The organism is Fredinandcohnia quinoae (assembly GCF_022427965.1).
In the GTDB taxonomy this organism is placed as follows: Bacteria; Bacillota; Bacilli; order Bacillales; family Bacillaceae_L; genus Ferdinandcohnia; species Ferdinandcohnia quinoae.
Genome location: NZ_JAKTTI010000014.1, coordinates 48,395 through 73,418, shown reverse-complemented (window position 1 = coordinate 73,418; position 25,024 = coordinate 48,395). Strand labels below are relative to the sequence as shown.

Here is a 25,024-nt window from a genome sequence, read left to right as displayed (position 1 = left end):
TATAGTTTCTGTGAAAAAATGATGTGGTGGTGTTGGTCTAATGAGACAGGCTGTAGTTGAGAGGAAAACGAATGAGACGAATATAAAGTTACATTTTTCAGTAGATGGTGAAGGGGAGACAAAGCTGGAGACTGGTGTGCCTTTTTTAACCCATATGCTTGATCTTTTTACGAAGCACGGTCAGTTTAATTTAATAGTTGATGCGAAAGGTGATACGGATATCGATGATCATCATACGACTGAGGATATTGGAATTTGCTTAGGTCAGGCACTAAGGGAAGCACTTGGTGATAAAAAGGGAATCAAACGTTATGGGAATGCCTTTGTACCAATGGATGAAGCGTTAGCCCAAGTTGTTGTTGATCTCAGTAATCGCCCTCATTTTGAACTAAAGGGTGATTTCCCAAGTTCTCGTGTCGGTACCTTTGATACAGAGTTAGTCCATGAATTTTTATGGAAGCTTGCACTTGAAGCGAGGATGAATCTACATGTTATTGTTCATTACGGTCAAAATACGCATCATATGATCGAAGCTGTTTTTAAAGCGTTAGGCCGTGCTTTGGATGAAGCAACAATGATTGACCCAAGAGTCAAGGGGGTTCCATCCACGAAAGGAATGTTATAAATGATCGGCATCATCGATTATGGCATGGGCAATTTGTATAGCGTCAGCAAGGCACTTGAACGAATGAATCAGGAACATATTGTTTCGAAGGATCAATCTGAACTAGAGAAAACATCAGGTTTAATTTTACCTGGAGTGGGTTCGTTCAAAGATGCAATGCAAATTTTACGAGAAACAGGGCTAGATACCCTTTTAAAAGAAAGCATACGAACAGGGAAACCTCTTTTAGGTATATGTCTTGGCATGCAGCTATTATTTGAACAAAGTGAAGAAAACGGGGTAACATCGGGCCTTGGATTTTTAAATGGAAGAATCATAAAAATTCCCAGTATAACGAGTCGAGGAGAAACCTATAAGGTCCCACATATGGGGTGGAATGAATTAAAAACATATCATAATTCGCGATTATTAAATCAAATCGAAAAAGGACATGTCTATTTCGTCCACTCCTATTATGCTGAACCATCAGATAACGATATTGTCCTAGCAAGTTGTACATACAATGTTGAAGTCCCTGCAGTAGTTGGTTGTGGGAATGTGTTTGGAACTCAATTTCATCCGGAGAAAAGTGGTGAAACAGGGCTCGCAATATTAAAAAATTTTGCTGCAATTGTAGAGGAGTGTGTGAAAGGATGAGTTCATTTTCAATTTATCCAGCGATTGATATGAGAGCAGGTAAATGTGTCAGGCTTTTACAAGGTGATTATCGTAAGGAAACAGTATATGGCGACTCTCCCTATGATATGGCAAAGGCTTTTGTAGATCAAGGCTCGGAATGGATTCATATGGTTGATCTAGATGGTGCCAAGATTGGAAGGCGAATTAATGATCAATACGTTTTACAAGTTGCTCAAAATCTAAAAGTGAAAGTTCAAATTGGTGGTGGCATCCGTACAGAAGAGGATGTTGCTTATTATGTTGAAAATGGTGTAGACCGAGTTATTTTAGGCAGTGCGGCAGTTTCGAATCCTTTATTTGTAAAAAAAATGCTCAAAACCTATCGTGAAAAAATCGCAATTGGTATTGATGCAAAAGATGGTTATGTTGCTATAGAAGGCTGGCTCAATACATCGTCGGTAAAAGCAATTGATCTTGGGGTTGAGCTTGCTAATGCTGGTGCAGAAACCTTCATTTTTACAGATATTGCTACAGATGGAATGCTTTCAGGTCCGAATATTGAGGCAGTGGTGGAGTTTGCATCCATCACTGGTAAAAATGTAATTGCATCTGGTGGAGTAAGTTCAATTGAGGATTTAAAAGCACTGAGACTGTTTGCTAATAAAGGGGTGTCAGGTGCAATTGTAGGAAAAGCATTGTATACCAATCAATTTTCTGTTTCAGAGGCGATATGTGGGGTGAATGCAATATGATTACGAAACGGATTATACCATGTCTTGATGTGAAGGATGGTCGGGTTGTTAAAGGGGTTCAATTTGTCGAGCTTCGAGATGCGGGAGACCCAGTTGAGTTAGCTAAATTTTATGATTCTGAAGGTGCAGATGAGCTGGTCTTTCTTGATATTTCAGCCGCACAAGAAGGTCGGAAAACAATGGTGGAGGTAGTGGAAAAAGTTGCAGCAGTGCTTGCGATCCCTTTTACAGTTGGGGGAGGAATTAATTCCCTTGAGGATATGAAGACAATCCTCAGAGCGGGAGCTGATAAAGTATCTTTGAACACTGCAGCAGTCTCTAATCCTGAACTTATTAAAGACGGTGCAGCCTTTTTCGGAACACAATGCATCGTTGTTGCGATAGACGCCAAATATGATGATGAACTAGGAAGCTGGAGAGTGTACACCCATGGTGGGCGTAATGCAACAGAGTGGGAAGTAGTTTCATGGGCACAAGAGGTTGTTCGACTTGGTGCTGGTGAAATATTGTTGACGAGTATGGATGGTGATGGAAGTAAGGATGGATTTGATGTGGAATTGACAAAGGCAGTTAGTACTGCGGTAACAGTACCTGTCATTGCTTCTGGAGGGGCGGGAAATGCAGCGCATTTTAAGGAAGTATTTGAGCTTGGAAATGCTGATGCGGCACTTGCAGCAAGTATTTTTCACTATAAAGAAACATCTGTAAATGAGGTTAAACAATATTTGAAGTCACAGGGGGTCAACATTCGATGAATATTCCATCAGTACGCTTTGATGAAAACGGACTTGTTCCAGCAATTGTCCAAGATGCAGCTAGTAAAGAAGTGTTGACACTCGCCTATATGAATGAAGAATCTTTGGCAAAGTCAATCGAGTCGAGGGAAACTTGGTTTTATAGTCGGTCCCGACAAGAACTTTGGAATAAAGGGGCAACATCAGGTAATAAACAACGAATCGTTAATATGAGATTTGATTGTGATCAAGATGCTATTCTAATCTTGGTGGAACCTTATGGTCCCGCATGCCATACTGGTAGCTATTCTTGCTTTGGTGAAGGTATTCTTGAGAAATCTTTGGGAGAGGGGAATGACCGATTCGCTATTATTAGTGAACTGGAAAGTTTGATTGCTGCTCGTGAAGCGGAACGACCAGAAGGTTCTTATACTACATATTTATTTGAAAAAGGTATAGATAAAATATTGAAGAAGGTCGGAGAGGAAGCAGCTGAGGTAATCATCGCAGCAAAAAATCGCGAGCCTGAAGAGCTGAAATGGGAAGTAGCAGATCTTCTTTATCACCTCATCGTCCTACTCCGTGAACAAAAACTACCACTAGATGATGTACTCACTGCACTCAAAAAAAGAAGATAAGCAACACTGAAAAACGAAATGTTTATAACACAACGGGACACTTATTGTATATGACAAGTGTCCTTCTTATCTCCGTATTTACCAAGACTATCCACATTGGTATGCCATCCTTCTTTTTAAACCAAGCTCCCCCTATGTGATTAGGTATATTTATGTTATACTACGTTCGGTAAGAAATATTTCATTCAACAAATTTTGGAGGATCCCGATGGAAGAACATCCAATAAAAAACAGACAGCCAAGTACGAAAATTATTCCGTTTATCCAGACGGGTGAATATTATTTTAAAAAAGGATTAAAAGCATATAGACAGCGTAATATAAATAAATCAAAAAAACATTTAGAGCGTGCCGTTCAGCTAGAACCAAAAGAGCCGATCTTCATTTGCCAATTGGCAGTTGTGCTAACCGAAATTGGCGATTATCAGTTATCGAATAAATACCTTTCATCAATAATTGAAGATGTTGAAGCAGATATGCCAGAGTGCTTTTATTTTATGGCGAATAATTATGCCCACTTAGGTTTATTCCAAGAGGCAGGTCGCTACGCAGATATGTATTTAGAACGTGAACCAGATGGTGATTTCGCTGAGGACACTGAAGAATTACTTGATCTATTAAGCTTTGAGGCGGATGAATTCGACGAATCCTTTGATCAAGATGAACTCATTGTTAAGCAAGAAGATGCTCGTGAACTACTTGAAACGGGTAGATTAGATGATGCGATTTCACTCTTAAAAGAAATAATTCAGGAGTACCCTGAGTTTTGGTCAGCATACAATAACCTAGCACTGGCATATTTTTACTCTGGTGATGTTGAAAAAGCATCAGAAATTTTAAATGAAGTGCTAGAGAAAAATCTAGGCAATCTACATGCTTTGTGTAATACACTTGTATTCCTTTACTACCAACGTCAAACACAAAAGGTGAAGGAACTTACGAGACGTCTTGAGTCAATACATCCAATTTTGGTCGAGCACCGCTATAAGCTAGGAGCTACATTCGGCTTAATTGGTAGATATGATCTCGCATATAAATGGCTAAGGAATCTACATCGTAATGGCTTTCAAGGTGATGAAACCTTCTATTATTGGTTATCATATTCTGCATATTTCACAAATCACCTTGAACTATCAAAAAATGCATGGAAAAAGGTTCTTGAGGAGAATCCGGATAAAAAGGGCTCAGAGCCATGGTTATCAACAGGTACAAAGCATTTAAGTGAAGTGTTAGATCGCTGGCTAACTGGTGACTTTATTGAAGAACGATTATATGGCTTATTTCTAGCTAGTAAAACGAATTCTTCTTTACTACGTAAGGATTTTAAGCATATTAAATTTCATGCTACACTTGAGCAGGAATTTGCAAATTATGTGCTATGTAAAAAGAAAACGAGGAATAAAGAATTCCCAGCATATATCATTGATGGCTACAGAATTACTGATTTATTATTTTTAAAAAATAAAAATGATGATTCAGCAAATGAAGAGCTTTATTTAACATGGCTGATGATTTATGATGAGGCCGTCAAACGTTCATATGATGTGTCAAACCTTTTGGCGTGGGCTGGGGCAACAGAGTATATTTGGAGAAACCATCAGTCTGACAAAATTACTCAGAAGCAGGTTTCAGAAAAATATAAGATTTCAAAGACAACATTAGCTAAATATGTAAAATTTGTGAAAGAACTCCTTCAATGAGCAAAAAGGTAGACGAAATGTAGAGTGGTTTTATACGATAGGATTAGGAAACACTATACGTATAATAGCTTGAAAGAATTTGGGCAAAAATACGCCGAGTCGCATTGATATGCAAACATTGTTAAGGAGTGACTAGAATGACTGAAGAAAAAATTTATGATGTCATTATCATTGGAGCAGGTCCAGCTGGAATGACAGCAGCTGTATATACATCTCGTGCAAATCTATCCACATTAATGATCGAACGCGGAATCCCAGGGGGTCAAATGGCGAATACTGAGGATGTTGAGAACTATCCTGGTTTTGATTCTATTTTGGGTCCTGACTTGTCTACAAAAATGTTCGAACATGCTAAGAAATTTGGTGCAGAATATGCATATGGAGACATCAAAGAAATTATTGATGGCGAAGATTATAAAAAAATCACCGCTGGAAGTAAAGAATATAAAGCACGTGCCGTAATCATTTCAACAGGAGCAGAGTATAAAAAAATCGGCGTTCCTGGTGAGAAGGAATTAGGTGGACGTGGCGTATCATATTGTGCTGTTTGTGATGGTGCATTTTTTAAAGGGAAAGAATTGGTTGTCATCGGTGGAGGGGACTCTGCTGTAGAAGAGGGAGTATACTTAACTCGCTTCGCATCTAAAGTAACAATCGTCCACCGTCGTGATGAATTACGTGCTCAAAAAATTCTTCAAAACCGTGCGTTTAATAACGAGAAAGTTGACTTCATTTGGAACCATACCTTAAAAGAAATCCATGAAAAGGATGGGAAAGTGGGCAGCTTGACACTTGTGAATACTCAAACTGGTGAAGAACAACAATTCCCTGCAGATGGTGTGTTTATCTATATCGGTATGAACCCACTTTCAAAACCTTTTGAAAGCCTTGGTATAACAAATGAAAATGGTTATATTGAAACAAATGAGCAGATGGAAACAAAAGTACCTGGTATTTTTGCAGCAGGGGACATTCGTGAAAAAACACTGCGTCAAATTGTTACAGCAACAGGTGACGGAAGCATCGCTGCTCAAGCAGCACAGCATTATATTGAAGAACTTCTTGAAAAAATTAACGCTTAATTATCAGCTCCCTTTTTGGGGGCTTTTTATTTTGCCTCCCTTTTTGGCATGTTTATTGCATTAAAATATGTAAATACAAGACATGGGTAAAGGGGGAAGATAATGTAATGACAACAAACATGGTTGAATTACAAAATGTATCAAAGCAGTTTGGTGATAACACAGTTGTTCAGGATGTTTCTCTACAGGTTAAGGAAGGGGAATTTCTAACATTATTAGGGCCGAGTGGTTGTGGAAAAACGACCACCCTTCGTATGATTGCCGGCTTTGAACAACCGACAGAGGGGACTATATTACTAGATGGAAGACGGGTTGACAATGTTCCAGCAAATAAGCGAAATGTGAATACTGTTTTTCAAAGCTATGCCCTCTTTCCGCATATGAATATATATGATAATATCGCGTTCGGGCTCAAAATGAGACGAGCAAATAAAAATAGTATTAAAGAAAAAGTAACAAAAATGCTAGAGCTTGTTCAGCTACAGGGATTTGAAAAAAGAATGCCTTCCCAACTAAGTGGTGGTCAAAAGCAACGAATTGCGATAGCAAGAGCACTCATTAATAATCCAAAGGTCATTTTATTGGATGAGCCACTAGGAGCACTAGACTTGAAGCTTAGAAAGCAAATGCAGGTTGAATTGAAGCATCTCCAAAAGCAGTTAAAAATCACCTTCATTTATGTCACACATGATCAGGAAGAAGCACTTACGATGTCTGATAGAATAGCTGTTATGAATAAAGGAATTGTTGAACAAATTGGCTTACCGGTTGATATATATGAAAAGCCACAAACAAAGTTTGTTGCAGATTTTATTGGTGAAACAAACTTATTTGAGGGTAATGTATCAAAGGTTAATGGGAGATATGCTTACTTAGACTTAGGTGTAAAGGAGATAGAAGTGAAGAATGAAGGTCTGCAAATTGGTGAAAAAGTCTATTTAACCATTAGACCTGAGCGAATTCATATTTTGGCTGATGGAAGTCAAGAGGCTGCCAATTCAGTACAATTAAAAGCACGCTTTAAAGAACGCATCTATGTGGGCTCTACATCAAAAATGGTTGTTCTGCTTGATAACGGAAAAGAAGTTGTAATCAATGAGCCAGCTGGACAAACCCAATATGGAGGTAAAATAGATCAGGAAATGATCCTAACCTGGGGCATTGATCATGGAGTTGTAATGAAGGATTAATTTTCTGATATCTCAAATACCTTCCGATTTACTTTCACTGCGCTAGTTATTCATTCGAATAAAATGCTTGTTCAAGTAAATTCGGAAGGTACATTTAATATGCCGCAAAAAAGGAGCTTGGGTAACCAGGCTCCTTACATATTTTTCTTCATAATCAATCTTTCTCCGATCACAACGGCAACAAGTGTAACAGCAAGCATTAATGTCGACAGCGCATTGATTTCTGGTGTTACTCCATATCGAACCATTGAGAAAATTTGGAGTGGCAATGTTGTGCTGCCAGGTCCCGCGACAAAAAAGCTAACGATCACATCATCTATCGATATTGTGAATGCAAGTAGTGCACTAGCAATAATGGCTGGTCCAATGATTGGTAATGTTATGAGCCTGAAAGTTTGCCACTCACTTGCCCCAAGATCCATCGCCGCTTCTTCAACAGATCGATCAAATCCTTTTAAGCGGGCACGAACCACAATGACCACAAATGGAATACTGAATGTAATATGTGAGATGATTAGTGACCATATTCCCAATGGCATTTTTACCATTGAAAAGAATGCAAGGAGTGAAATCCCCATCACAATTTCGGACATGACTAGTGGAATATATAACATGCCGTCAATTGCAGATTTTCCTTTGAAATGATATTTATACATACCAACCGATACAAGCGTTCCAAGAATTGTGGAGGCAATTGTTGAGACGATGGCAACTATGATTGTTATTTTCGCTGCTTCTAAAACTTCTGTGTTTGACCAAAGCTTTGCATACCAATCAAAGGTGAATCCAGTCCAAACAGCATTTAATTTTGACTTATTAAAGGAAAAGATAATTAAGATCAAGATGGGAATATATAGAAATGAATAAATGAATGCTCCATATATGATCGAAGACCATTTCATAAATTTTACGTTCATCCTACATTACCCCCAAATCTTCTTTGTCGCCCTTAGCGATTCGTAAGTAGACGAAGATGAGAACCATCGTTAAAATAACTAAAATAATGGAAGCTGCAGCCCCAAACGGCCAGTCCCTTGCAGTCAGGAATTGGTTTTTGATCAGGTTTCCAATCATCATTGTTTTTGCGCCACCCATTAAGTCGGGTATAAAAAATAAACCAAGTGTTGGAATGAAGACAAGTAGTGATCCTGCCACAATTCCCGGCATTGTCAATGGTAATGTGATTTTTATGAAGGTTTGCCATGCTTTTGCACCAAGATCACTTGCTGCTTCTAAATAGGATTTATCTAGTTTTTCAATGGAAGCGTAAAGTGGCAGTACCATAAATGGAAATAACGTATATACAAGTCCAACTAATATCGCCCCATTGTTATAAAGTAAGGTAAGTGGTTCTGAAATGATTCCAAGCCACATTAATAACTGGTTGAGCACACCTTCAGTTCGTAAAAGGATTATCCAAGCATACGTACGTATTAATGAATTTGTCCAAAAAGGAACAATGACTAAAAAGAGTAAAAGTGTACGATATTTTGGAGAAGAACGAGCAATTAAATAAGCGAAAGGATATCCGAATATCGCACAAATGAGTGTTGTGGCCCCTGCTATTAAAATTGACATGAGTAAAATATCTAAATACAATGAGTCGAAAAACCGCGCATAATTTTGTAATGTAAAAATGTATTCAATTCCACCATAAGTGCCTCTTGACATAAAACTAACAAATAGAATGAATAGAATAGGTACAAATAAAAATGCTAGCATCCATAATGTAACAGGAGATATCATCCAAATAGCACCTGTACTTTTTATTCTTCTCTTCTTCCTCTTTTCTGTAATTAAAATAGGACTACTTGTTGGCAAACTCCCTTTATTCATTACTTCCCCTCCCAGCAACTTCTACTAACTTATTAATGCAAGTTTCATTCCAAAATAAATAATTCAAATATTAGCAATACACTTAAAATGCAGATATGCACATGTGAATAAGTTATTCAAAAATGCATAATATCCACAGTGGGCAAAATGACATCCTCCTTCTATATGTAAAAAAATTCAATTAGGTTTTTAAGAAAACTTATTCTTGGTATGTATCTTGCATATATAAAAGATGAAGCGAACATAAACGCTTTTCAGAGGGGTGAATTCGGTGGAAAATAAATCAATGTGGGAGGCAACAGCTAATTCAAATAATGGCCGTCCACAACTACAAGGAAACCAAGAATGTGATGTAGTCATTATTGGAGGAGGTTTTACAGGGCTGTCAACGGCCTATCATTTACAACAAAAAAATGTCAGGACAATTGTACTTGAAAAAAACTATATAGGTAGCGGGGCAAGTGGTAGAAATGGAGGACAAATTTTAACGGGATTTATTGACTCCATGAGCTCATTAGCTAAAAAAAAAGGATTACAGACAGCGAGACAAATGCTGCAAATGTCGTTGGATTCAATCGATCTAATTGAAAAAATTATTCAGGAAAATGATATTTCTTGCTCCTTTCAACGATCTGGACATTTATATGCAGCCTATAAGCCAACACATTTAGAGTGGTTGAAAAAGGAACAAGAAGAACTAGAACGTGATTTCAATTATCGAGTTCAAGTAATAAATAAGGGAGCCATGCAGGCTGAATTAAAATCTGACTTCTATCACGGTGGTTGTATTGATGAGAATAGTGCTTCATATCACCCATTTAATTATGTTCTTGGTTTAGCAGATACCGTTGAAAAATGTGGTGGCACTGTTTATGAAAACTCCGAGGCGATTAGAATGACAAAAGACAAAAACCAAAAGATAATCATCGAAACAAGTACAGGAAAAATAGTTGCAGATCATGTAGTTATCGTTACAAATGCTTATTCAGGAGATCTACATAAAACGATAGCAAGGAGTGTTATCCCTGTAGAAAGCATCATGATTGCGACAGAACAACTTCCAGATGAGCTTGTCAGTTCATTAATACCAAAGGAGAGAGCCGTCTTTGATACGAAGCATATGCTTTACTATTTTAGAAGAACACCTGACAATCGGATTGCATTTGGAGGGTCAGGGAGATCGATAAAAAATGATACGACTAGACTTTTTGATAATCTGCAGAAAGGAATGAATACAGTTTTTCCAGAGCTAAAGAACCATAAGGTTGAATATTGTTGGAGCGGTAAGGTTGGTTTTACAAGGGAAATGCTCCCCTATATTGGTCAACTTGAAGATGGGACTCATTTTGCGTTTGGGTATGCAGGCCATGGGGCAGCGATGTCAACCTTAATGGGTAAGCTTCTTGCAGAAAATATCTTGCAAGAAAATCAAGGCGATAACCCTTTTGAGAAAAATGACCTTAAGCCAATTCCATTTTACAGTCAGCATGGAAAAGCAGTGGGTCTCATGAAATATTACTTCAAAGTGAAGGATGCAATTTCGTAAAGTAATATTCGTAAAATTTCGCTCCAAACTCTAAATGTAAAATGCCTTCCGATTTACTCTCACTGCGCTGGTTATTCGTGCCTCATAAAGGCTTGTTCAAGTAAATTCGGAAGACATATAAAGATAACAGAAAGGGATTATGAGCATGATAAAAAAACTTCAACTAACTGGATCACCAAGACAGATCGGTGAAATGCACGGCAGCCAAGGAAAGGAAGAGGTTATTCAAAGTCTTGAAACCTATGAATCTCTTTTCTATGGGTATAGTCAAATAAACTGGAAGGATGCAAGGGAAATTGCATTAGAACATCTTCCGGCAATTGAATCTTATAACCCTGACTTTATTGAAGAAATGGAAGGGGTTGCGAATGGAGCAGCTGTTGATTTTGAAGATATTTTAGTTCTTAATACGAGAAGTGAAATTGCTCTAACAGGTAGAAATATATTTTCAGATGGCTGTACAGCAATCGCGGTAACTCCCCCCACCTCTATGGATACGATTATCGGCCAAAATTGGGATTGGAAAATTGCACAAACAAAGAGCTTACTTTTACTTGAAATTGAACAAGAAAATAAACCCTCAATCAAAATGATTACTGAAGGCGGGATTATCGGAAAAATAGGCTTTAACTCTGCTGGAATTGGTGTTTGTTTGAATGCCCTTTTAACGAATCGAAAATCAAATCAAATCCCCATCCATTTAGGCCTGAGAAGTGTTCTAAATTCGTATACACTCCACGAAGCAGTTGCAAAAATCAATCATGGCCAGATGGCTTCTGCAGCCAATTTTCTGGTAGCTAGTCATGAAGGAGAAGGGCAAGCAATGGCGGCTAATATTGAGGTTTCACCTTTTGGAATTGATTTTTCGGCTAATCCTGAAGGTATGGTTGTTCATACGAATCATATCTGCTCAGCAGCATTGAAGAAGCACCTTACAGATATGAATGAATTTATATTTGAGGATTCAATGATTCGAAAAAGTCGAGCGGAGCAGCTTATCTATTCAAAGGTTCGGGCAAAAGAAATGATAGATGAACAATGTTTTAAAGCATGGCTTTCAGATCGGTTCAATTATCCAAATTCAATCAATTCCCATGTCAATATAGGGGCACCGGAGCATCGTCAAATGGAGACCGTTTTTTCAATTATTATGAATCTATCAAAGCAAGAAATGCTGCTATGTGTTGGTAAACCAACTGTGGATAATTATCTTGCAGTATAAAGAGAAACCTCAATCAATGGGGTTATACTGTCAGTTAATGAGGGATTAAAAGGAGTGATGACATGCTATACATGAATGGTGAATGGAGACCATCGACTTCTGGGAAGATGCTTCAAGTAAAAAATCCAGCAACAAATGAGTTAATCCAAGAAGTAGCATATGGTGGTGCGGAGGAGACAAGAGAAGCAATTCAAGCTGCAACAGATGCATTTTCAAGTTGGAAAAAAAGAACGGGAAAAGAACGTGGAAAATATCTTGAAAAAATTGCCGCATTATTACGAGAGCGTACAAATGAAATCGCGATAGTAATGACATCTGAGATGGGTAAGCCACTACCTGAAGCAATTCGTGAAATCGGAATCGCTATCGATTATGTCGATTGGTATGCGGAGGAGGCGAAGCGAGTGTATGGGGACACACTTACGCCATCCCATCCAGATAAGCACTTAATGGTATTAAAAGAGCCAGTCGGGGTAACGGCGGCAATTACACCTTGGAATTTTCCGATTGCAATGATTACAAGAAAGCTTGCACCAGCGCTTGCCGCAGGCTGTACTGTTATTTTAAAACCAGCATCGGCAACACCAATTACAGCAATTAAAGTATTTGAATGCTTCCATGAAGCGGAGCTCCCAAAAGGGGTTGCTAACTTAATCATCGGATCTGCATCTGAGATAGCGAATGAAATGACAAGCAACCCGGAGGTTAAAAAGATAACCTTCACAGGCTCAACCGAAGTTGGAAAAAAATTAATTCGTGATTCTGCACAAACGATGAAAAAGGTTTCAATGGAATTAGGGGGTCATGCTCCTTTTATCATTTTTGAAGATGCAGATTTAGACAAGGCAGTGGAAGGGATAATGCTTACGAAGTTTAAAAATTGTGGTCAAACCTGTATTAGCACAAACCGAATCTATGTCTCTGAAAAGGTGTCAGAGGAATGTGGAAAGAGACTTGCTGAAAGGGTTAAAAATCTCAAAATCGGTAATGGTTTAGAAGCTGGTATAGACGTTGGTCCAATGATTGATGAGAAAGCACTCGAAAAAGTAGAGGAACATGTACAAGATGCATTAGAGCTTAATGGGAAATTACTATGTGGCGGGAAACGAATGACATTGCCTGATTTACCAGGTAGTTTTTATGAGCCGACTGTTATCCATGGAGCCAATGAAAATATGAAAATTATCACGGAAGAAACTTTTGGACCGGTAGCTCCAATTATCCCTTTTTCAACAGAAGAGGAGGTGCTTACAAAGGTTAATCATAAGCAATATGGATTAGCTTCTTATTTATATACAAAGGATTTAAGTCGAGCCTTCCGCATCATGAGAGAACTTGACTATGGAATCATAGGCATTAATGACCCAACACCAATCGTCGCACAAGCCCCATTTGGTGGTGTCAAGGAAAGTGGAATCGGCCGCGAAGGAGGGAAATACGGCTTAGAAGAATATTTAGAAGAAAAATTTGTATCAATTCAAATTTAAGACTAAAACCTTATAAATAAAAGTTCAAAAAGGAGGACAAAAAGAGCCGAGAAGGTCGAGGCGGCGAAGCTATGAGCAGCGGAGTGTATGCAATTAATACATGAGCAGCGGAAGAGCGAGCCAACGAAGAGATTCGACTGCTATTTTTCCCGGACTTTTTGAACATCCTATAAGAAAGGGCGATATTTGTGTCAACCATCGATCTATCCAAGTTCGAGAAAAAAATTAATTTAAGAAATATTAAGCATGAGGATATTAATGAAATTATCAATCTATCTAAAATATGCTTTCCAAATATGGAACCATGGGAAAGGGACCAATTAGAAAGCCATTTATCCATTTTTCCAGAAGGGCAGTTTTGTGTAGAGTATGATGGGAAAATCATTGGTTCATGCTCAAGTCTAATTGTTGATTTTGACGAATATGATGACAAGCATACCTTTGATGAAATAACTGATAATTCCTATATTCGAAACCATGATCCAGAAGGTAAAAACCTATATGGAATTGATGTAATGGTACATCCTGACTATAGACGGATGAAAATTGGGCGCCGCTTATATGAGGCACGTCGCAAGCTCGCCCAGGCGAAAAATTTAGAAAGCATAATAATTGGTGGAAGAATATCAAACTATCATAAATATGCTGAACAAATGACTGCCAGAGAATATGTTGAACAGGTTATCCAGCAAAATCTATATGACCCTGCTTTAACATTTCAAATGATGAATGGATTCGTATTAAAACGTGTTAATTCAAATTATTTAACAGATAAAGACTCACTAAGTTATGCAACCTTGATGGAATGGAATAATCCAGATTATCTTCCAAAGTCAAGGCGAATCTATAGCCGAGCACTCCCAGTGCGAATATCAGTTATTCAATATATGCTGAAAAAAATTCAGTCATTTGATGACTTTGCCACTCAATGTGAATACTTCATAGATGCAAGCTCCAATTTTAGATCTGATTTTGCTGTATTTCCAGAAACCTTTACAATGCAGCTCGTATCCTTCCTTAATGAACAAGTACCAAGTAAACAAGTCAAAAAAATTGCAGAGTATACAGAAGAGTATATTAATCTATTTACAACACTTGCTGTTAAATACAATATTAACATTGTCGGTGGTTCACATTTCGTTGAAGAAGGGAACTGTATTTATAACGTTGCTTATCTTTTCAGGCGTGACGGAACGATTGACAAGCAATATAAGCTCCATATTACACCAGATGAAAGACGTTGGTGGGGTGTTCAACCAGGACATGGTGTGCATGTATTTGATACGGATTGCGGAAAAATTTCAATTTTAATTAGCTATGATATTCAGTTTCCTGAACTTGCAAGAATTGCAGTAGATAAAGGTGCACAACTGATTTTTACACCGTTCAGCTCTGAAGATCAACAAGGCTATTTGAGGGTAAGGTATTGCTCACAAGCAAGGGCTGTTGAAAACCAAGTCTATACAATTATAGCGGGAACGATAGGAAATTTAACACATGTTCCACATATGGATGTCCAATATGCACAATCAGGAATTTTTTCACCGTCTGATTTTACATTTTCAAGTAATGGTATTGTTGGGGAATGTAACCCTAATATCGAAACAATTGTTGTCGGTGAAGTTGATTTAGAGCTATTACGAAGAAATCGAAATGTTGGTACAGAAACCCCTCTTAAAGACCGTCGTACAGATTACTATCAAATCATTACAAAGGATACACAGCCAGTGAAAAAGAAAGCGGTAGCTGATTAAAAATTGGCATAAATATTGCAGAATAAAACAGCGAAAGCTTGTATACTAAAAAAGGGGGTTGCTAAATGACGAAAAAAAGAGTAGGAATGGGTTTTCTTGCATTCTTTTTATTGTTTGCTTTAGTGCTAACAGGTTGTGGTGATAAGGAAACAGGTGGAAAATCAGATGAAAAAGTTCTTAATGTCTTTAACTGGTCTGAGTACTTACCTCAAAGTGTGATCGATCAGTTCGAAGAAGAAACAGGGATAAAAGTTAATTATGACACCTATTCATCGAATGAAGAAATGCTTGCGAAATTATCTGCCGGAAATGCAGGTTATGATATTACGGTAGCTTCGACTTATTTTATTGAAATTATGATTAAACAAGAGATGCTAGCGAAAATAAATAAAGAGAATATACCAAACATCAAAAATATTGGGGAGGATTTCTTAGGTACAAGCGCTGACCCGAATGATGAATACTCGGTTCCATATATGTGGGGGAAGGCTGTAATTGCAGTTAATGAAGATCTTGTTGAGAAAGAGGTTACGAGTTATGCAGATTTGTTCGACCCCGAGTTTAAAAATAATTTAGTTGTATTAGATGATGTAAGAAGTATTGTAGGAACGATGTTGGCTATGCTTGGTTACTCTCAAAATTCAACAGATGAAAAAGAGCTAGAAGAAGCGAAACAGAAATTATTAGAGCTTAAGCCAAATATTAAAGCATTTGATAGTGACAGTCCAAAAACACTTCTCGTAAGTGGTGAGGTGAAAGCAGGAATTGTTTGGGGAGCAGAAGCTACCCTTGCAGCACAAGAAAACGCAGCGATTAAAACAGTCTTCCCAAGTGAAGGATTGAATTTATGGCAAGATAATTTTGTCATACCGAAGGACGCACCACATAAGGAAAATGCAGAGAAATTCATTGATTTTATTTTAAGACCAGAGATTAGTAAAGAGATATCGATGGACTATCCGTATGGAAATCCGAATGTTGAAGCAGTGAAGCTTTTGCCGGAGGATATTCGAAAGTCACTAGAAGTACCATCAGAGGTATTAGAAAAAGGGGAATATAATATAGATGTCGGGGAAGCTACCCAAATTTATGACCGAATCTGGTCGGAAGTAAAAAATAATTAATAGATTACAAACCCTGTTCTTGGCAAAAGTCAAGGGGAGGGTTTTTGTTTTCTTTAGGTAATTTTAAAAATTATGCACATGTGAATAATGTATTCACCTATGCATTACTATACGATATTCACATTCAATCCCCATATGAGGCCCTGAAAATATCTTGGCACAGAATTTGCAGTATGTAAATGATGAGAATACCAAAAGGGGAGGATTAAAATTGCAGAAATTAAACATGTTCATTAATGGTGAATGGGTCGAAGCGCAAAGTGGAAAAACCCGTTCAATTGTAAATCCTGCTAACGGGAAAATAATTGCTGAAGCAGCTGAGGGAGATATTGAGGATGCAAGAATTGCAATTGATGTAGCACGTCATGCATTCGATTCAGGAATTTGGTCAGATATTCCAGCAGCCGAACGGGCGTCGTATCTTTTTAAAATTGCCGATAAGCTTGAGGAACGTGCAGAGGAATTAAGTAAACTTGAGACAGAGGATAACGGAAAGCCTTTAAGGGAAACGGAATATGACGTTGCCGATGCAGCAGCATGTTTTCGATATTATGCTGGACTCGTCACAAAACCCGATGGCCAAACCTACCATGTAGGAGATCCGATGCAGGCGATGGTCATCCGCGAACCGGTTGGTGTTTGTGGGTTAATTGTTCCATGGAATTATCCGCTCCTTATGGGAGTATGGAAAATTGCCCCTGCACTTGCAGCAGGGAATACAATTGTTTTTAAACCATCAGAAGTAACACCGGTTACATCTATTAAATTATTTGAAATTATCCAGGAGGTTGGAATTCCAGCGGGTGTTGCCAATATGGTAATGGGGTCTGGTGCAACGGTTGGGAATGAAATTGCGGAAAGCCAAAAAGTTGATAAAATCTCATTCACAGGTGGAACTGCTACTGGTCGCAGCATTATGAAAGCGGCGGCTGGCAATATTAAAAAAATTTCCCTGGAGCTTGGCGGCAAGTCTCCGAATATTGTCTTTGCTGATGCTGATTTTGAGACTGCAGTTGATTATGCGTTGTTTGGTATTTTCTCCAATGCAGGTCAAGTATGTTCAGCGGGCTCGAGGCTTTTACTGGAAGAAAGCATTCACGATAAATTTATTGAGAGTTTAGTAGAAAGAGCGAAGAAAATTCGGGTTGGTGCTGGAGATGATCCAAATACAGAGATGGGTTCTCTCGTAAGTGTACAGCACTTGGAAAAGGTACTTAGCTATATTCAAATTGGAATAGACGAAGGTGCGACTTTAGCATGTGGAGGTAACAGAATTACTAGCAATGGACTTGGGAATGGATATTTTGTGGAACCCACTATTTTTGTTGATACAAAACCGGAAATGAGAATTGTGCAAGAGGAGATTTTTGGTCCTGTTCTTGTTGTTCAAAAATTTAAGGATGAAAAAGAAGCAATTGAATTAGCGAACAATACCGCTTATGGGCTTGCAGCTGGGGTGTTTACACAGGATGGAGCAAAAGCTCTTCGTGTTATTAAAAAGATTCGTGCAGGAATTACGTGGATTAACACCTATCACCCAACCTATAATGAGGCACCCTGGGGTGGGTATAAGCAAAGTGGGATCGGTCGCGGTCTAGGTACATTTGGCTTTGATGAATTTACCGAAGTGAAGCAAGTCAATATAAATCTACAAGTCGAACCAAGTGGTTGGTTTAAAAAATAAACATAAAGGAGCGAGAAAATGAGTGTAGAGACGACAAATAAGGATTTGGATAAAAAGGATTATACAGGGGTCAATGAATATATTAAAAAAGTTTTATCGATGATTGAAAAGGACGAAATTACAAAAGAGGATGCCGAGTGGATTACTCGTGAAACTGTCGATGGTTTCCGTGAACATGTTAATCCTGGGTTCCTGGATTATCGTAAATCCGTTACCAAAGACAAACAATTTGCAGCAGTAGAGTGGTCGGACTCTGGCTCTTGCTTTAAAGATGTAAACGGCAAGGAATATATCGATTGTCTTGGTGGATTCGGAATCTATAATGTTGGGCATCGCAATCCGAAGGTGATGAAGGCAGTGACAGACCAATTAAGTCGCCAAGCCCTTCATAGTCAAGATTTGCTTGATCCATTACGAGCAATGCTTGCGAAAATTTTAGCAGAAATTACTCCTGGTGATTTGAAATATTCATTTTTTGTCAATAGCGGTACAGAGAGTATAGAAGCTGCATTGAAACTAGCGAAAATGTATAGTGATCGCACAACATTTATCGCTACGACAAGGGCTTTTCACGGAAAAAGTCTTGGCTCCCTTTCAGCAACAGCAAAAGGAGTATTTAGAAAGCCGTTTCTTCCAATGATTCAAGGCTTCCGCCATATCCCATTTGGGGATATTGAGATGATGAGAAAAACGTTTGGATCGTGTGCACTCGTTGGAGAGGATGTCAATGCGGTTATTCTAGAACCAATCCAAGGAGAGGGTGGGGTTATGCTTCCACCTGATGGTTATTTAAAAGAAGTACGTGCGCTTTGTGATGAATTTGGGGCACTCCTTATTTTTGATGAAGTCCAAACGGGTATGGGGAGGACTGGTACCATGTTTGCGGCAGATGGCTATGATGTTGTTCCAGATATTCTCTGTTTGGCAAAAGCCTTCGGAGGAGGAATTATGCCAGCAGGAGCGGTTGTTGCGACTGAGGAGGTATTTAGAAGTCTATTCCCTAATCCCTTCATGCATACGACAACCTTTGGTGGAAATCCATTAGCATGTGCGGCAGCCATTGCGACCATCAATGTATTAATTGAAGAAAAACTTCCAGAGCGCTCAGCTGAGGTCGGTGAATACTTACTAGGAAAACTTAGAAATGTCGCTGAGAATTTTCCTGAACAAGTATTAGAAATTCGAGGAAAAGGACTTCTTATTGGAGTCGAATTCCATACAGATGAAATCGGCTATGAAGTTTCTAAAGGTCTATTCGATAACGGGGTATTAGTCGCAGGAACTTTAGTAAACTCAAAAACGTTCAGGATTGAGCCGCCATTAACAATAAGTATTGAGGAAGTCGATAAGGTGGTAGAAACATTTAAACTTGTGCTGGAAAAATTAAATACTAACTAATGTGGATAAGCGGTGGAGAATAGTACTCCACCGCTTTTTCATGCACACAGAATTACCAACATATCCACAATGGTATCGGAAGTCACCATTGTTATGCACAGGTGCAAAACTTATTCACGATTGAATAATATGAAACAAAAAAAGCGTTAAGGAATTGAACCTTAGCCGCTTGTTTGACGTAGCCTCATTGCTACTAAACTGGCAAAATCATGCACAATGGTTGCTGCTAGTAGTGATGTAATTTGTGTAGGGTCATAAGGAGGCAGTACTTCAACTAAATCAAATCCAATAAAATTAAAATTAGGCAAAGCTCGAATAATCTCCAGTGTCTCAAAACTTGTAAATCCTCCAACTTCGAGAGTGCCCGTACCAGGTGCAAAGGAAGGATCAACGAAATCAATATCAAAGCTTAAGAAACAAGGGGCATCTCTAATCGTTTTCTTCATTTCTTGAATGACATCGGAATAGCCACGTCTCTTAAGGTCTTGGGTGGTTATCACCTGATAGCCAAGCTTGTGGCTTGAATCAATATCACCTGGATGATTCAAAGTGCCTCGAATCCCGATTTGAAATACTTTGTCAGGCTGTAACAAGCCCTCCTCATATGCGCGAATAAAGGGAGAACCATGCCAATACTTTTCCTCATAATATGTATCCCAAGTGTCTGTATGGGAATCAAAATGAATTAAGGCAACAGGCCCATACACCTTGGCAGCTGCACGAAGATTTGCTAGTGTAATTGAATGATCACCACCAAGTCCAATTGGAATAATGCCACCCTTCATTAAATCTAACACTGCAGCTTCCATCCGTTCATAGCTCCGATGAATATTATGTGGAATAACTGACACATCCCCAATATCAATCGCATTTGTATCATCAAATGGATAAACCTTATTAATAGGATGGTAGGGGAATAATGTCATGGATGCTTGGCGAATCGCTTGTGGGGCGAATCTTGCTCCAACACGGAAAGAAGCGGCCGTATCAAATGGCATCCCTAATATTGCGAGTTTAGCATTTTCACGGCTAGCTGGTAATCTCATAAATGTTCCTGTCGTACAAAATTCCGGCTTTACATCAGGGGATAAAGGATATTGCATCAAATCAAACCTCCACTAAAAATCAATTTATCTATTAATGAAAATGCAATAAATATGCCAAAAACCGTTTAAGAAAGAGTACGATCCCTCACTGAATAAGCACAAAATTAATTTCTGGCACAGAATTTGCAAATATAACCTGTAAATAAAGTCTGAAAGGAAGTGAATGAGTGGAATACGATGAGATTGTTACTAGCCCATATCATGGCAAAATAAAAGCAATTCCGATACAAGAGGATTCTTTGATTACTGAATGGGAGCCATTATTCATTATTCAAAGCTTGGAAGGAGAAAATAAAACTATTGCGATCGGTATAAGTGGTAGGGTTCAATCGATTGAGGTACAGGAAGGTGATGAGGTCATTCCAGGAATGGTATTAGCATATTTACGGGAGGATTCCATACTAATTGGTGCTGACTAGTAAAGAAGTGAGAGGATGTAAATGTTCATCTTCTCTTTTTTTTGCTATTAAATAAGCTTTTTCGACAGGTGGGTAATGTTTTTCGACTTATTAAAATATTCCGTTATTTAATGATATAATAAGAGTATTAACTTTATTCAGCAGAAGCCTCCCACTTCTATAAGTGGTGAGATGAATGCAAATCAGTTTCCGATTCAGTGGGGTTCAAATCCCGACTGAATAAAGTTAAAGCCTCCGGCGGATGCCTCAGATTTTTAAAGGAAGCTTTTCGAGCAAGCTCGAAAAAATCTGGGCGCAAATACGCCAAGGCGCATTTGATAAAGGGGGATTGCATTTAATGTTTTCAATAGATCCAAATAAGATTAAGCCATTAATTGTCATTGAGATTGAACAACTTGAAAACAAGCGAGAATCGCTTTTACATAATGAAATCCAAGAGCCTTATCTATTTATTAAAAGAAAAAATCAAATTGAAGGATATGTTCCCATTAAAAATATACTTTCAAAAGGGAAAAATCAAATACCATCAATTGAGAGTCTTATAGATGAGATAATTCCATTAGATAATGTTTCATATTTTCATAAAAATATATCCCTTCCGGCAATTTTTCAAATTATTGGTGAACCCTTCTCATTAGTAAATAATGAAAATGGTGAACTCTTTGGTTATATTCCAAGAGAAGATGTTTTGGCTGAGTTATTTAGAAAGGGCGATCAAAACATTGACCTACTAAAAGTGATTTTAACATCAATTCCGATGGGGATATTTGTTGTTGATCGGGATAAAAAAATTGTATCCTACAACGAATCTGGTTTAAAAATGATTAAAAATAGTTCCGAGAATATCTTATATACAAAGGCGGAAGAAATTTTTAGAAAGGAACATATTGAAAGTGTTTATCAAACAGGATCAACCGTTCTGAATCAACTGCAAATAACAGGGAATATGGGGGTGTTAGTTGATTATAGTCCAATTTTCACTCATAACCATACTGTGGATGGGATGGTCATAATTGTTCAAGATTTACCAATGGTCGAAGAGATGGCAAATGAAATTGAATATATTAAGGACCTTAATAATGATTTAAATGCAATACTTACAAGTATTTATGATGAAATTCTTGTTGTGAATGAAAAGGGAGAGCTTATTCGTTATAGTGATACAGAAATTTCCCAATTTTGGGGTGTGGAGTTAAAGAGTCTTTTAGGGAAAAATATTATCGATTTGGAACGTCAAGGTTTATTTAGTCCATCTGTGACCAGACTTGTTTTAGAACAAAAGAAAAAAGTATCGGTTGTTCAAGAAACGAAATCAGGTAAAAAGATATTAGCTGTTGGAAAGCCAGTTTTTAACGAGGATGGTGTTCTTTCAAGAATTATCATTGCTTCAAGGGATATTACCGAAACATCAAAATTAAAAAAAGAACTAAGACATATGAAGGAAATGACTGATCAATATAAACGAGAATTAGACACGATTAAAACAAAAGACCTTTTTTATAAAAAGCTCATCTACTGTAGTACGAAGATGGAACAGATTATGACACAAGTAAAAAAAATCGCAGATTTCTCCTCTACAGTTTTGATCTATGGTGAATCAGGAGTTGGGAAGGAAGTTATTGCACAGGCAATTCATCAGCTAGGGAAGCGATCAAAGAAGCCATTTCTTAAATTAAACTGTGGGGCAATTCCTGAAACTTTACTTGAAAGTGAATTATTTGGTTACAGTAAAGGAGCCTTTACAGGTGCTGACCGGAATGGAAAGGATGGCTATTTTAAACAAGCAAATGAAGGAGTGTTATTCCTTGATGAAATCGGAGAAATGCCACTCCATCTTCAAGTGAAGCTTTTACGTGTTCTCCAGGAACAAGAGGTAATTCCAATTGGAAGCACTAAACCGATTAAGATAAATGTCCAAATTATTGCAGCAACAAATAAGAATTTAGAAAAAATGGTAGAGAGGCGTGAATTCCGTGAAGATCTCTTTTACCGTTTGAATGTCATTCCAATCCAAGTACCACCTCTACGAGACAGACCCGAAGATATTCCTTTATTAGCATTCCACTTTGTCCAACAAATGAATGAACGCTATGATAAAAACTTCCACTTAACTCCTGATGCACTCAATTTATTAGAAGTATATTCATGGCCAGGAAATATTAGGGAATTACAAAATATGATTGAACGCCTAATTGTTTCTGCAGATGATGAAGTCATTGATGCTGAATTTGTGAATCGTTTTCTACTGCTTGGCAATGATTCAAAGAAATCAAAACCAATTGTCACAAGAATTTTACCTCTCCAAGAAGCATTAGACTCAGTTGAGGAGCAACTGATTTTATTAGCAATGAAACAATATAAAACAACGACAAAAGCAGCAAAAGCTTTAGGAATCAGCCAATCTTCAGTCAGTCGAAAATACCAAAGAATTTTAGCTGATTTACAAGTGAGTAATGAAAATGTCTTCCTTCATTAAAAATATGAAACTACTGGGTATATACAACCGGTAGTTTTTATTCTTTCTCCCCCTCTTTTGGCATAAATATTGCATTACATATGTTAAGCATAAGCACAGGGGGGATGAGTGATGATGGGGTATGCATCAATTAAGACAAGTTTGCCAGGAGAAAAATCAAAGAATCTATTAGAAAGAAGACATCAAATTGTACCAAAAGGAGTTAGTTACGGGATACCAGCATTTGTTCAAGCAGCTGAGGGAGCACTCGTAACAGATGTAGATGGGAATCGCTTTATCGATTTTGTTGGAGCAATCGGCACGATTAATGTTGGCCATTGTCATCCAAAGGTAAAAAAAGCATTGCATGAACAAGTAGATCAGTTCATCCATACTGGTTTTAATATTATGATGTATGAATCATATATTGAATTAGCCGAAAAACTAGCAGAGCTAGCACCTGGAGACCATTCTAAAAAAGTACTTCTCCAAAATAGTGGAGCAGAAGCAGTTGAAAATGCGGTGAAAATCGCCCGTAAATATACGAAGCGACAAGGGGTTATCTCTTTTTCGAAAGGGTTCCATGGTCGAACATTACTTACGATGACAATGACAAGTAAGGTCAAGCCATATAAATATGAGTTTGGACCATTTGCCCCTGAAATCTATAAAGCACCATATCCGTACAATTATCGTAGGCCTGTAGGATTATCGGTCGAACAGTATGAGGAGTATGTGCTCGAGGAGTTCAGAAACTTTCTAATTACAGAGGTGGCTCCTGAAACAATTGCAGCTGTCGTCATGGAACCAGTTCAAGGGGAAGGAGGATTCATCATCCCTGGGAAGCGTTTTGTTCAAGGAGTCTATCAAATTTGTAAAGAGCATGGCATCCTGTTTGTTGCTGATGAGATCCAAACGGGGTTTGCTAGAACTGGTCGTTATTTTGCAGTTGATCATTTTGAGATTATTCCAGATTTAATAACTGTTTCAAAATCATTAGGTGCTGGAATGCCGATAAGTGGTGTAATTGGTCGAAGTGATGTCATGGATGTTGCAGAGCCGGGTGAACTTGGAGGTACTTATAGCGGAAGTCCGCTAGGGTGTCGAGCAGCTCTAGCTGTTCTTGATATTATAAAAGAAGAAAATTTAAATGATCGTGCCGAAGAAATTGGTAAAGTTGTCATGAAAAAATTTGTGGAACTATATGATAAATTTGAGTGTATCGGAGAAATACGTGGTCTTGGTGCAATGTGTGCAATGGAAATAGTTACTGATCGCGAATCAAAGGAACCAGCAAAAGGGCTAACAAATGATATTATTAAAGAGGCGAATCGTAGGGGACTTCTCCTACTTAGTGCGGGTGTATATGGAAATGTGCTTCGACTATTAATGCCATTGGTGATTACGGATGAACAGCTTGAGGAAGGATTGGCAATTTTGGAGCAATCAATCGGGACCGTGACTAGTGTTACGCGAAATTAACAGGTGTGGTTATTTGGTTTCTGAAGCTAACATGCATTTAATCGTGCTATCGAGCAAATAACCCGTTTATCGTGCAAATCATTATTTTAACGTGCATAAATCCGGATTAACATGCAATTATCAATTGAATTGTGCATTTAATCAGATTAACGTGCATTTAACCAATTACGAAG

Annotated in this window: 21 protein-coding genes; 18 read left to right on the top strand and 3 right to left on the bottom strand. The window is 38.1% G+C overall.

The genetic code is table 11. The features are described 5' to 3' along the window. The first annotated feature begins 40 nt into the window (after positions 1–40). The 8 genes from hisB to MJG50_RS10630 all read left to right on the top strand — a co-directional run bounded on the left by hisB (position 41) and on the right by MJG50_RS10630 (position 7,338). Positions 41–625: an imidazoleglycerol-phosphate dehydratase HisB gene (hisB, locus tag MJG50_RS10665; protein ID WP_240255584.1), complete on the top strand. Its 585-nt coding sequence runs from the start codon at positions 41–43 to the stop codon at positions 623–625. Continuing rightward, positions 626–1,261, top strand: coding sequence for an imidazole glycerol phosphate synthase subunit HisH (gene hisH, locus MJG50_RS10660; RefSeq protein ID WP_240255582.1), 636 nt, complete (start codon positions 626–628; stop codon positions 1,259–1,261). It begins immediately after the preceding gene. Continuing rightward, positions 1,258–1,995, top strand: a complete 738-nt coding sequence (hisA, locus tag MJG50_RS10655) for a 1-(5-phosphoribosyl)-5-[(5-phosphoribosylamino)methylideneamino]imidazole-4-carboxamide isomerase (RefSeq protein WP_240255580.1) — start codon at positions 1,258–1,260, stop codon at positions 1,993–1,995. The genes hisH and hisA overlap by 4 nt, the downstream gene beginning before the upstream one ends. Beyond that, positions 1,992–2,750 carry an imidazole glycerol phosphate synthase subunit HisF gene (hisF, locus tag MJG50_RS10650; protein WP_240255578.1) on the top strand — a complete coding sequence of 253 codons (759 nt, stop codon included), beginning with the start codon at positions 1,992–1,994 and terminating at the stop codon, positions 2,748–2,750. The genes hisA and hisF overlap by 4 nt, the downstream gene beginning before the upstream one ends. Then, positions 2,747–3,367 (top strand): bifunctional phosphoribosyl-AMP cyclohydrolase/phosphoribosyl-ATP diphosphatase HisIE, encoded by a 621-nt coding sequence (gene hisIE, locus MJG50_RS10645; RefSeq protein WP_240255576.1) that lies wholly within the window; start codon positions 2,747–2,749, stop codon positions 3,365–3,367. Before hisF ends, hisIE begins: the two co-directional genes overlap by 4 nt. A gap of 208 nt (positions 3,368–3,575) precedes the next feature. Continuing rightward, positions 3,576–5,066, top strand: coding sequence for a tetratricopeptide repeat protein (locus MJG50_RS10640; RefSeq protein ID WP_240255574.1), 1,491 nt, complete (start codon positions 3,576–3,578; stop codon positions 5,064–5,066). 137 nt (positions 5,067–5,203) lie between these two features. After that, the gene (trxB, locus tag MJG50_RS10635; RefSeq protein ID WP_240255572.1) at positions 5,204–6,148 is read left to right on the top strand and encodes a thioredoxin-disulfide reductase; all 945 of its coding nucleotides are present in this window, start codon (positions 5,204–5,206) and stop codon (positions 6,146–6,148) included. A gap of 107 nt (positions 6,149–6,255) precedes the next feature. Beyond that, positions 6,256–7,338, top strand: coding sequence for an ABC transporter ATP-binding protein (locus MJG50_RS10630; RefSeq protein ID WP_240255570.1), 1,083 nt, complete (start codon positions 6,256–6,258; stop codon positions 7,336–7,338). A 134-nt stretch (positions 7,339–7,472) separates the two neighbouring features. On the opposite strand, the gene MJG50_RS10625 is transcribed toward MJG50_RS10630, so the two are convergent. Together MJG50_RS10625 and potB are read right to left on the bottom strand one after the other, a co-directional pair. Further along, positions 7,473–8,255: an ABC transporter permease gene (locus MJG50_RS10625; protein ID WP_240255568.1), complete on the bottom strand. Its 783-nt coding sequence runs from the start codon at positions 8,253–8,255 to the stop codon at positions 7,473–7,475. A 1-nt stretch (position 8,256) separates the two neighbouring features. Further along, positions 8,257–9,084 (bottom strand): spermidine/putrescine ABC transporter permease PotB, encoded by an 828-nt coding sequence (gene potB, locus MJG50_RS10620; protein WP_240255618.1) that lies wholly within the window; start codon positions 9,082–9,084, stop codon positions 8,257–8,259. A 361-nt stretch (positions 9,085–9,445) separates the two neighbouring features. On the opposite strand from potB, the gene MJG50_RS10615 reads away from it, so the two are divergent. From MJG50_RS10615 to MJG50_RS10585, 7 genes are all read left to right on the top strand, one after another. Beyond that, entirely contained in the window at positions 9,446–10,720 is a 1,275-nt protein-coding gene (locus MJG50_RS10615) for an NAD(P)/FAD-dependent oxidoreductase (RefSeq protein WP_240255566.1), read from the top strand. Positions 10,721–10,859: 139 nt separating this feature from the next. Continuing rightward, a complete protein-coding gene (locus MJG50_RS10610) occupies positions 10,860–11,942 on the top strand; it encodes a C45 family autoproteolytic acyltransferase/hydrolase (protein ID WP_240255564.1) in 1,083 nt (360 codons plus the stop codon). A 62-nt stretch (positions 11,943–12,004) separates the two neighbouring features. Further along, on the top strand, positions 12,005–13,429 hold the full coding sequence (locus MJG50_RS10605) for an NAD-dependent succinate-semialdehyde dehydrogenase (protein WP_240255562.1): 1,425 nt from the start codon (positions 12,005–12,007) through the stop codon (positions 13,427–13,429). A gap of 188 nt (positions 13,430–13,617) precedes the next feature. Then, positions 13,618–15,183, top strand: coding sequence for a GNAT family N-acetyltransferase (locus MJG50_RS10600; protein WP_240255560.1), 1,566 nt, complete (start codon positions 13,618–13,620; stop codon positions 15,181–15,183). Positions 15,184–15,248: 65 nt separating this feature from the next. Next, positions 15,249–16,307 carry an ABC transporter substrate-binding protein gene (locus MJG50_RS10595; RefSeq protein WP_240255558.1) on the top strand — a complete coding sequence of 353 codons (1,059 nt, stop codon included), beginning with the start codon at positions 15,249–15,251 and terminating at the stop codon, positions 16,305–16,307. Positions 16,308–16,533: 226 nt separating this feature from the next. Continuing rightward, on the top strand, positions 16,534–17,991 hold the full coding sequence (locus tag MJG50_RS10590; RefSeq protein ID WP_431307272.1) for an aldehyde dehydrogenase family protein: 1,458 nt from the start codon (positions 16,534–16,536) through the stop codon (positions 17,989–17,991). Between the two features lie 18 nt (positions 17,992–18,009). Further along, on the top strand, positions 18,010–19,389 hold the full coding sequence (locus MJG50_RS10585; RefSeq protein ID WP_240255554.1) for a putrescine aminotransferase: 1,380 nt from the start codon (positions 18,010–18,012) through the stop codon (positions 19,387–19,389). A gap of 161 nt (positions 19,390–19,550) precedes the next feature. Here MJG50_RS10585 and speB read toward each other — a convergent pair whose 3' ends face one another. Further along, positions 19,551–20,492, bottom strand: coding sequence for an agmatinase (gene speB / locus MJG50_RS10580; protein ID WP_240255552.1), 942 nt, complete (start codon positions 20,490–20,492; stop codon positions 19,551–19,553). Between the two features lie 170 nt (positions 20,493–20,662). On the opposite strand from speB, the gene MJG50_RS22325 reads away from it, so the two are divergent. The 3 genes from MJG50_RS22325 to gabT all read left to right on the top strand — a co-directional run bounded on the left by MJG50_RS22325 (position 20,663) and on the right by gabT (position 24,851). Continuing rightward, positions 20,663–20,914, top strand: coding sequence for a biotin/lipoyl attachment domain-containing protein (locus MJG50_RS22325; protein WP_240255550.1), 252 nt, complete (start codon positions 20,663–20,665; stop codon positions 20,912–20,914). Positions 20,915–21,251: 337 nt separating this feature from the next. Next, positions 21,252–23,390 carry a sigma 54-interacting transcriptional regulator gene (locus MJG50_RS10570; RefSeq protein WP_240255549.1) on the top strand — a complete coding sequence of 713 codons (2,139 nt, stop codon included), beginning with the start codon at positions 21,252–21,254 and terminating at the stop codon, positions 23,388–23,390. 114 nt (positions 23,391–23,504) lie between these two features. Next, positions 23,505–24,851, top strand: coding sequence for a 4-aminobutyrate--2-oxoglutarate transaminase (gene gabT, locus MJG50_RS10565; RefSeq protein WP_240255616.1), 1,347 nt, complete (start codon positions 23,505–23,507; stop codon positions 24,849–24,851). Positions 24,852–25,024 lie beyond the last annotated feature (173 nt).

Coding starts and splice junctions, on each gene's coding strand:
- hisIE (WP_240255576.1), top strand. CDS start 2,747: ATGAATATTCCATCAGTACGCTTTGATGAAAACGGACTTGTTCCAGCA.
- speB (WP_240255552.1), bottom strand. CDS start 20,492: ATGCAATATCCTTTATCCCCTGATGTAAAGCCGGAATTTTGTACGACA.
- trxB (WP_240255572.1), top strand. CDS start 5,204: ATGACTGAAGAAAAAATTTATGATGTCATTATCATTGGAGCAGGTCCA.
- MJG50_RS10570 (WP_240255549.1), top strand. CDS start 21,252: ATGTTTTCAATAGATCCAAATAAGATTAAGCCATTAATTGTCATTGAG.
- potB (WP_240255618.1), bottom strand. CDS start 9,084: ATGATATCTCCTGTTACATTATGGATGCTAGCATTTTTATTTGTACCT.
- hisF (WP_240255578.1), top strand. CDS start 1,992: ATGATTACGAAACGGATTATACCATGTCTTGATGTGAAGGATGGTCGG.
- MJG50_RS10640 (WP_240255574.1), top strand. CDS start 3,576: ATGGAAGAACATCCAATAAAAAACAGACAGCCAAGTACGAAAATTATT.
- MJG50_RS10605 (WP_240255562.1), top strand. CDS start 12,005: ATGCTATACATGAATGGTGAATGGAGACCATCGACTTCTGGGAAGATG.
- gabT (WP_240255616.1), top strand. CDS start 23,505: ATGGGGTATGCATCAATTAAGACAAGTTTGCCAGGAGAAAAATCAAAG.
- hisA (WP_240255580.1), top strand. CDS start 1,258: ATGAGTTCATTTTCAATTTATCCAGCGATTGATATGAGAGCAGGTAAA.
- MJG50_RS10590 (WP_431307272.1), top strand. CDS start 16,534: ATGTTCATTAATGGTGAATGGGTCGAAGCGCAAAGTGGAAAAACCCGT.
- MJG50_RS10630 (WP_240255570.1), top strand. CDS start 6,256: ATGACAACAAACATGGTTGAATTACAAAATGTATCAAAGCAGTTTGGT.
- MJG50_RS10585 (WP_240255554.1), top strand. CDS start 18,010: ATGAGTGTAGAGACGACAAATAAGGATTTGGATAAAAAGGATTATACA.
- MJG50_RS10595 (WP_240255558.1), top strand. CDS start 15,249: ATGACGAAAAAAAGAGTAGGAATGGGTTTTCTTGCATTCTTTTTATTG.
- MJG50_RS10625 (WP_240255568.1), bottom strand. CDS start 8,255: ATGAACGTAAAATTTATGAAATGGTCTTCGATCATATATGGAGCATTC.
- hisH (WP_240255582.1), top strand. CDS start 626: ATGATCGGCATCATCGATTATGGCATGGGCAATTTGTATAGCGTCAGC.
- MJG50_RS10610 (WP_240255564.1), top strand. CDS start 10,860: ATGAGCATGATAAAAAAACTTCAACTAACTGGATCACCAAGACAGATC.
- hisB (WP_240255584.1), top strand. CDS start 41: ATGAGACAGGCTGTAGTTGAGAGGAAAACGAATGAGACGAATATAAAG.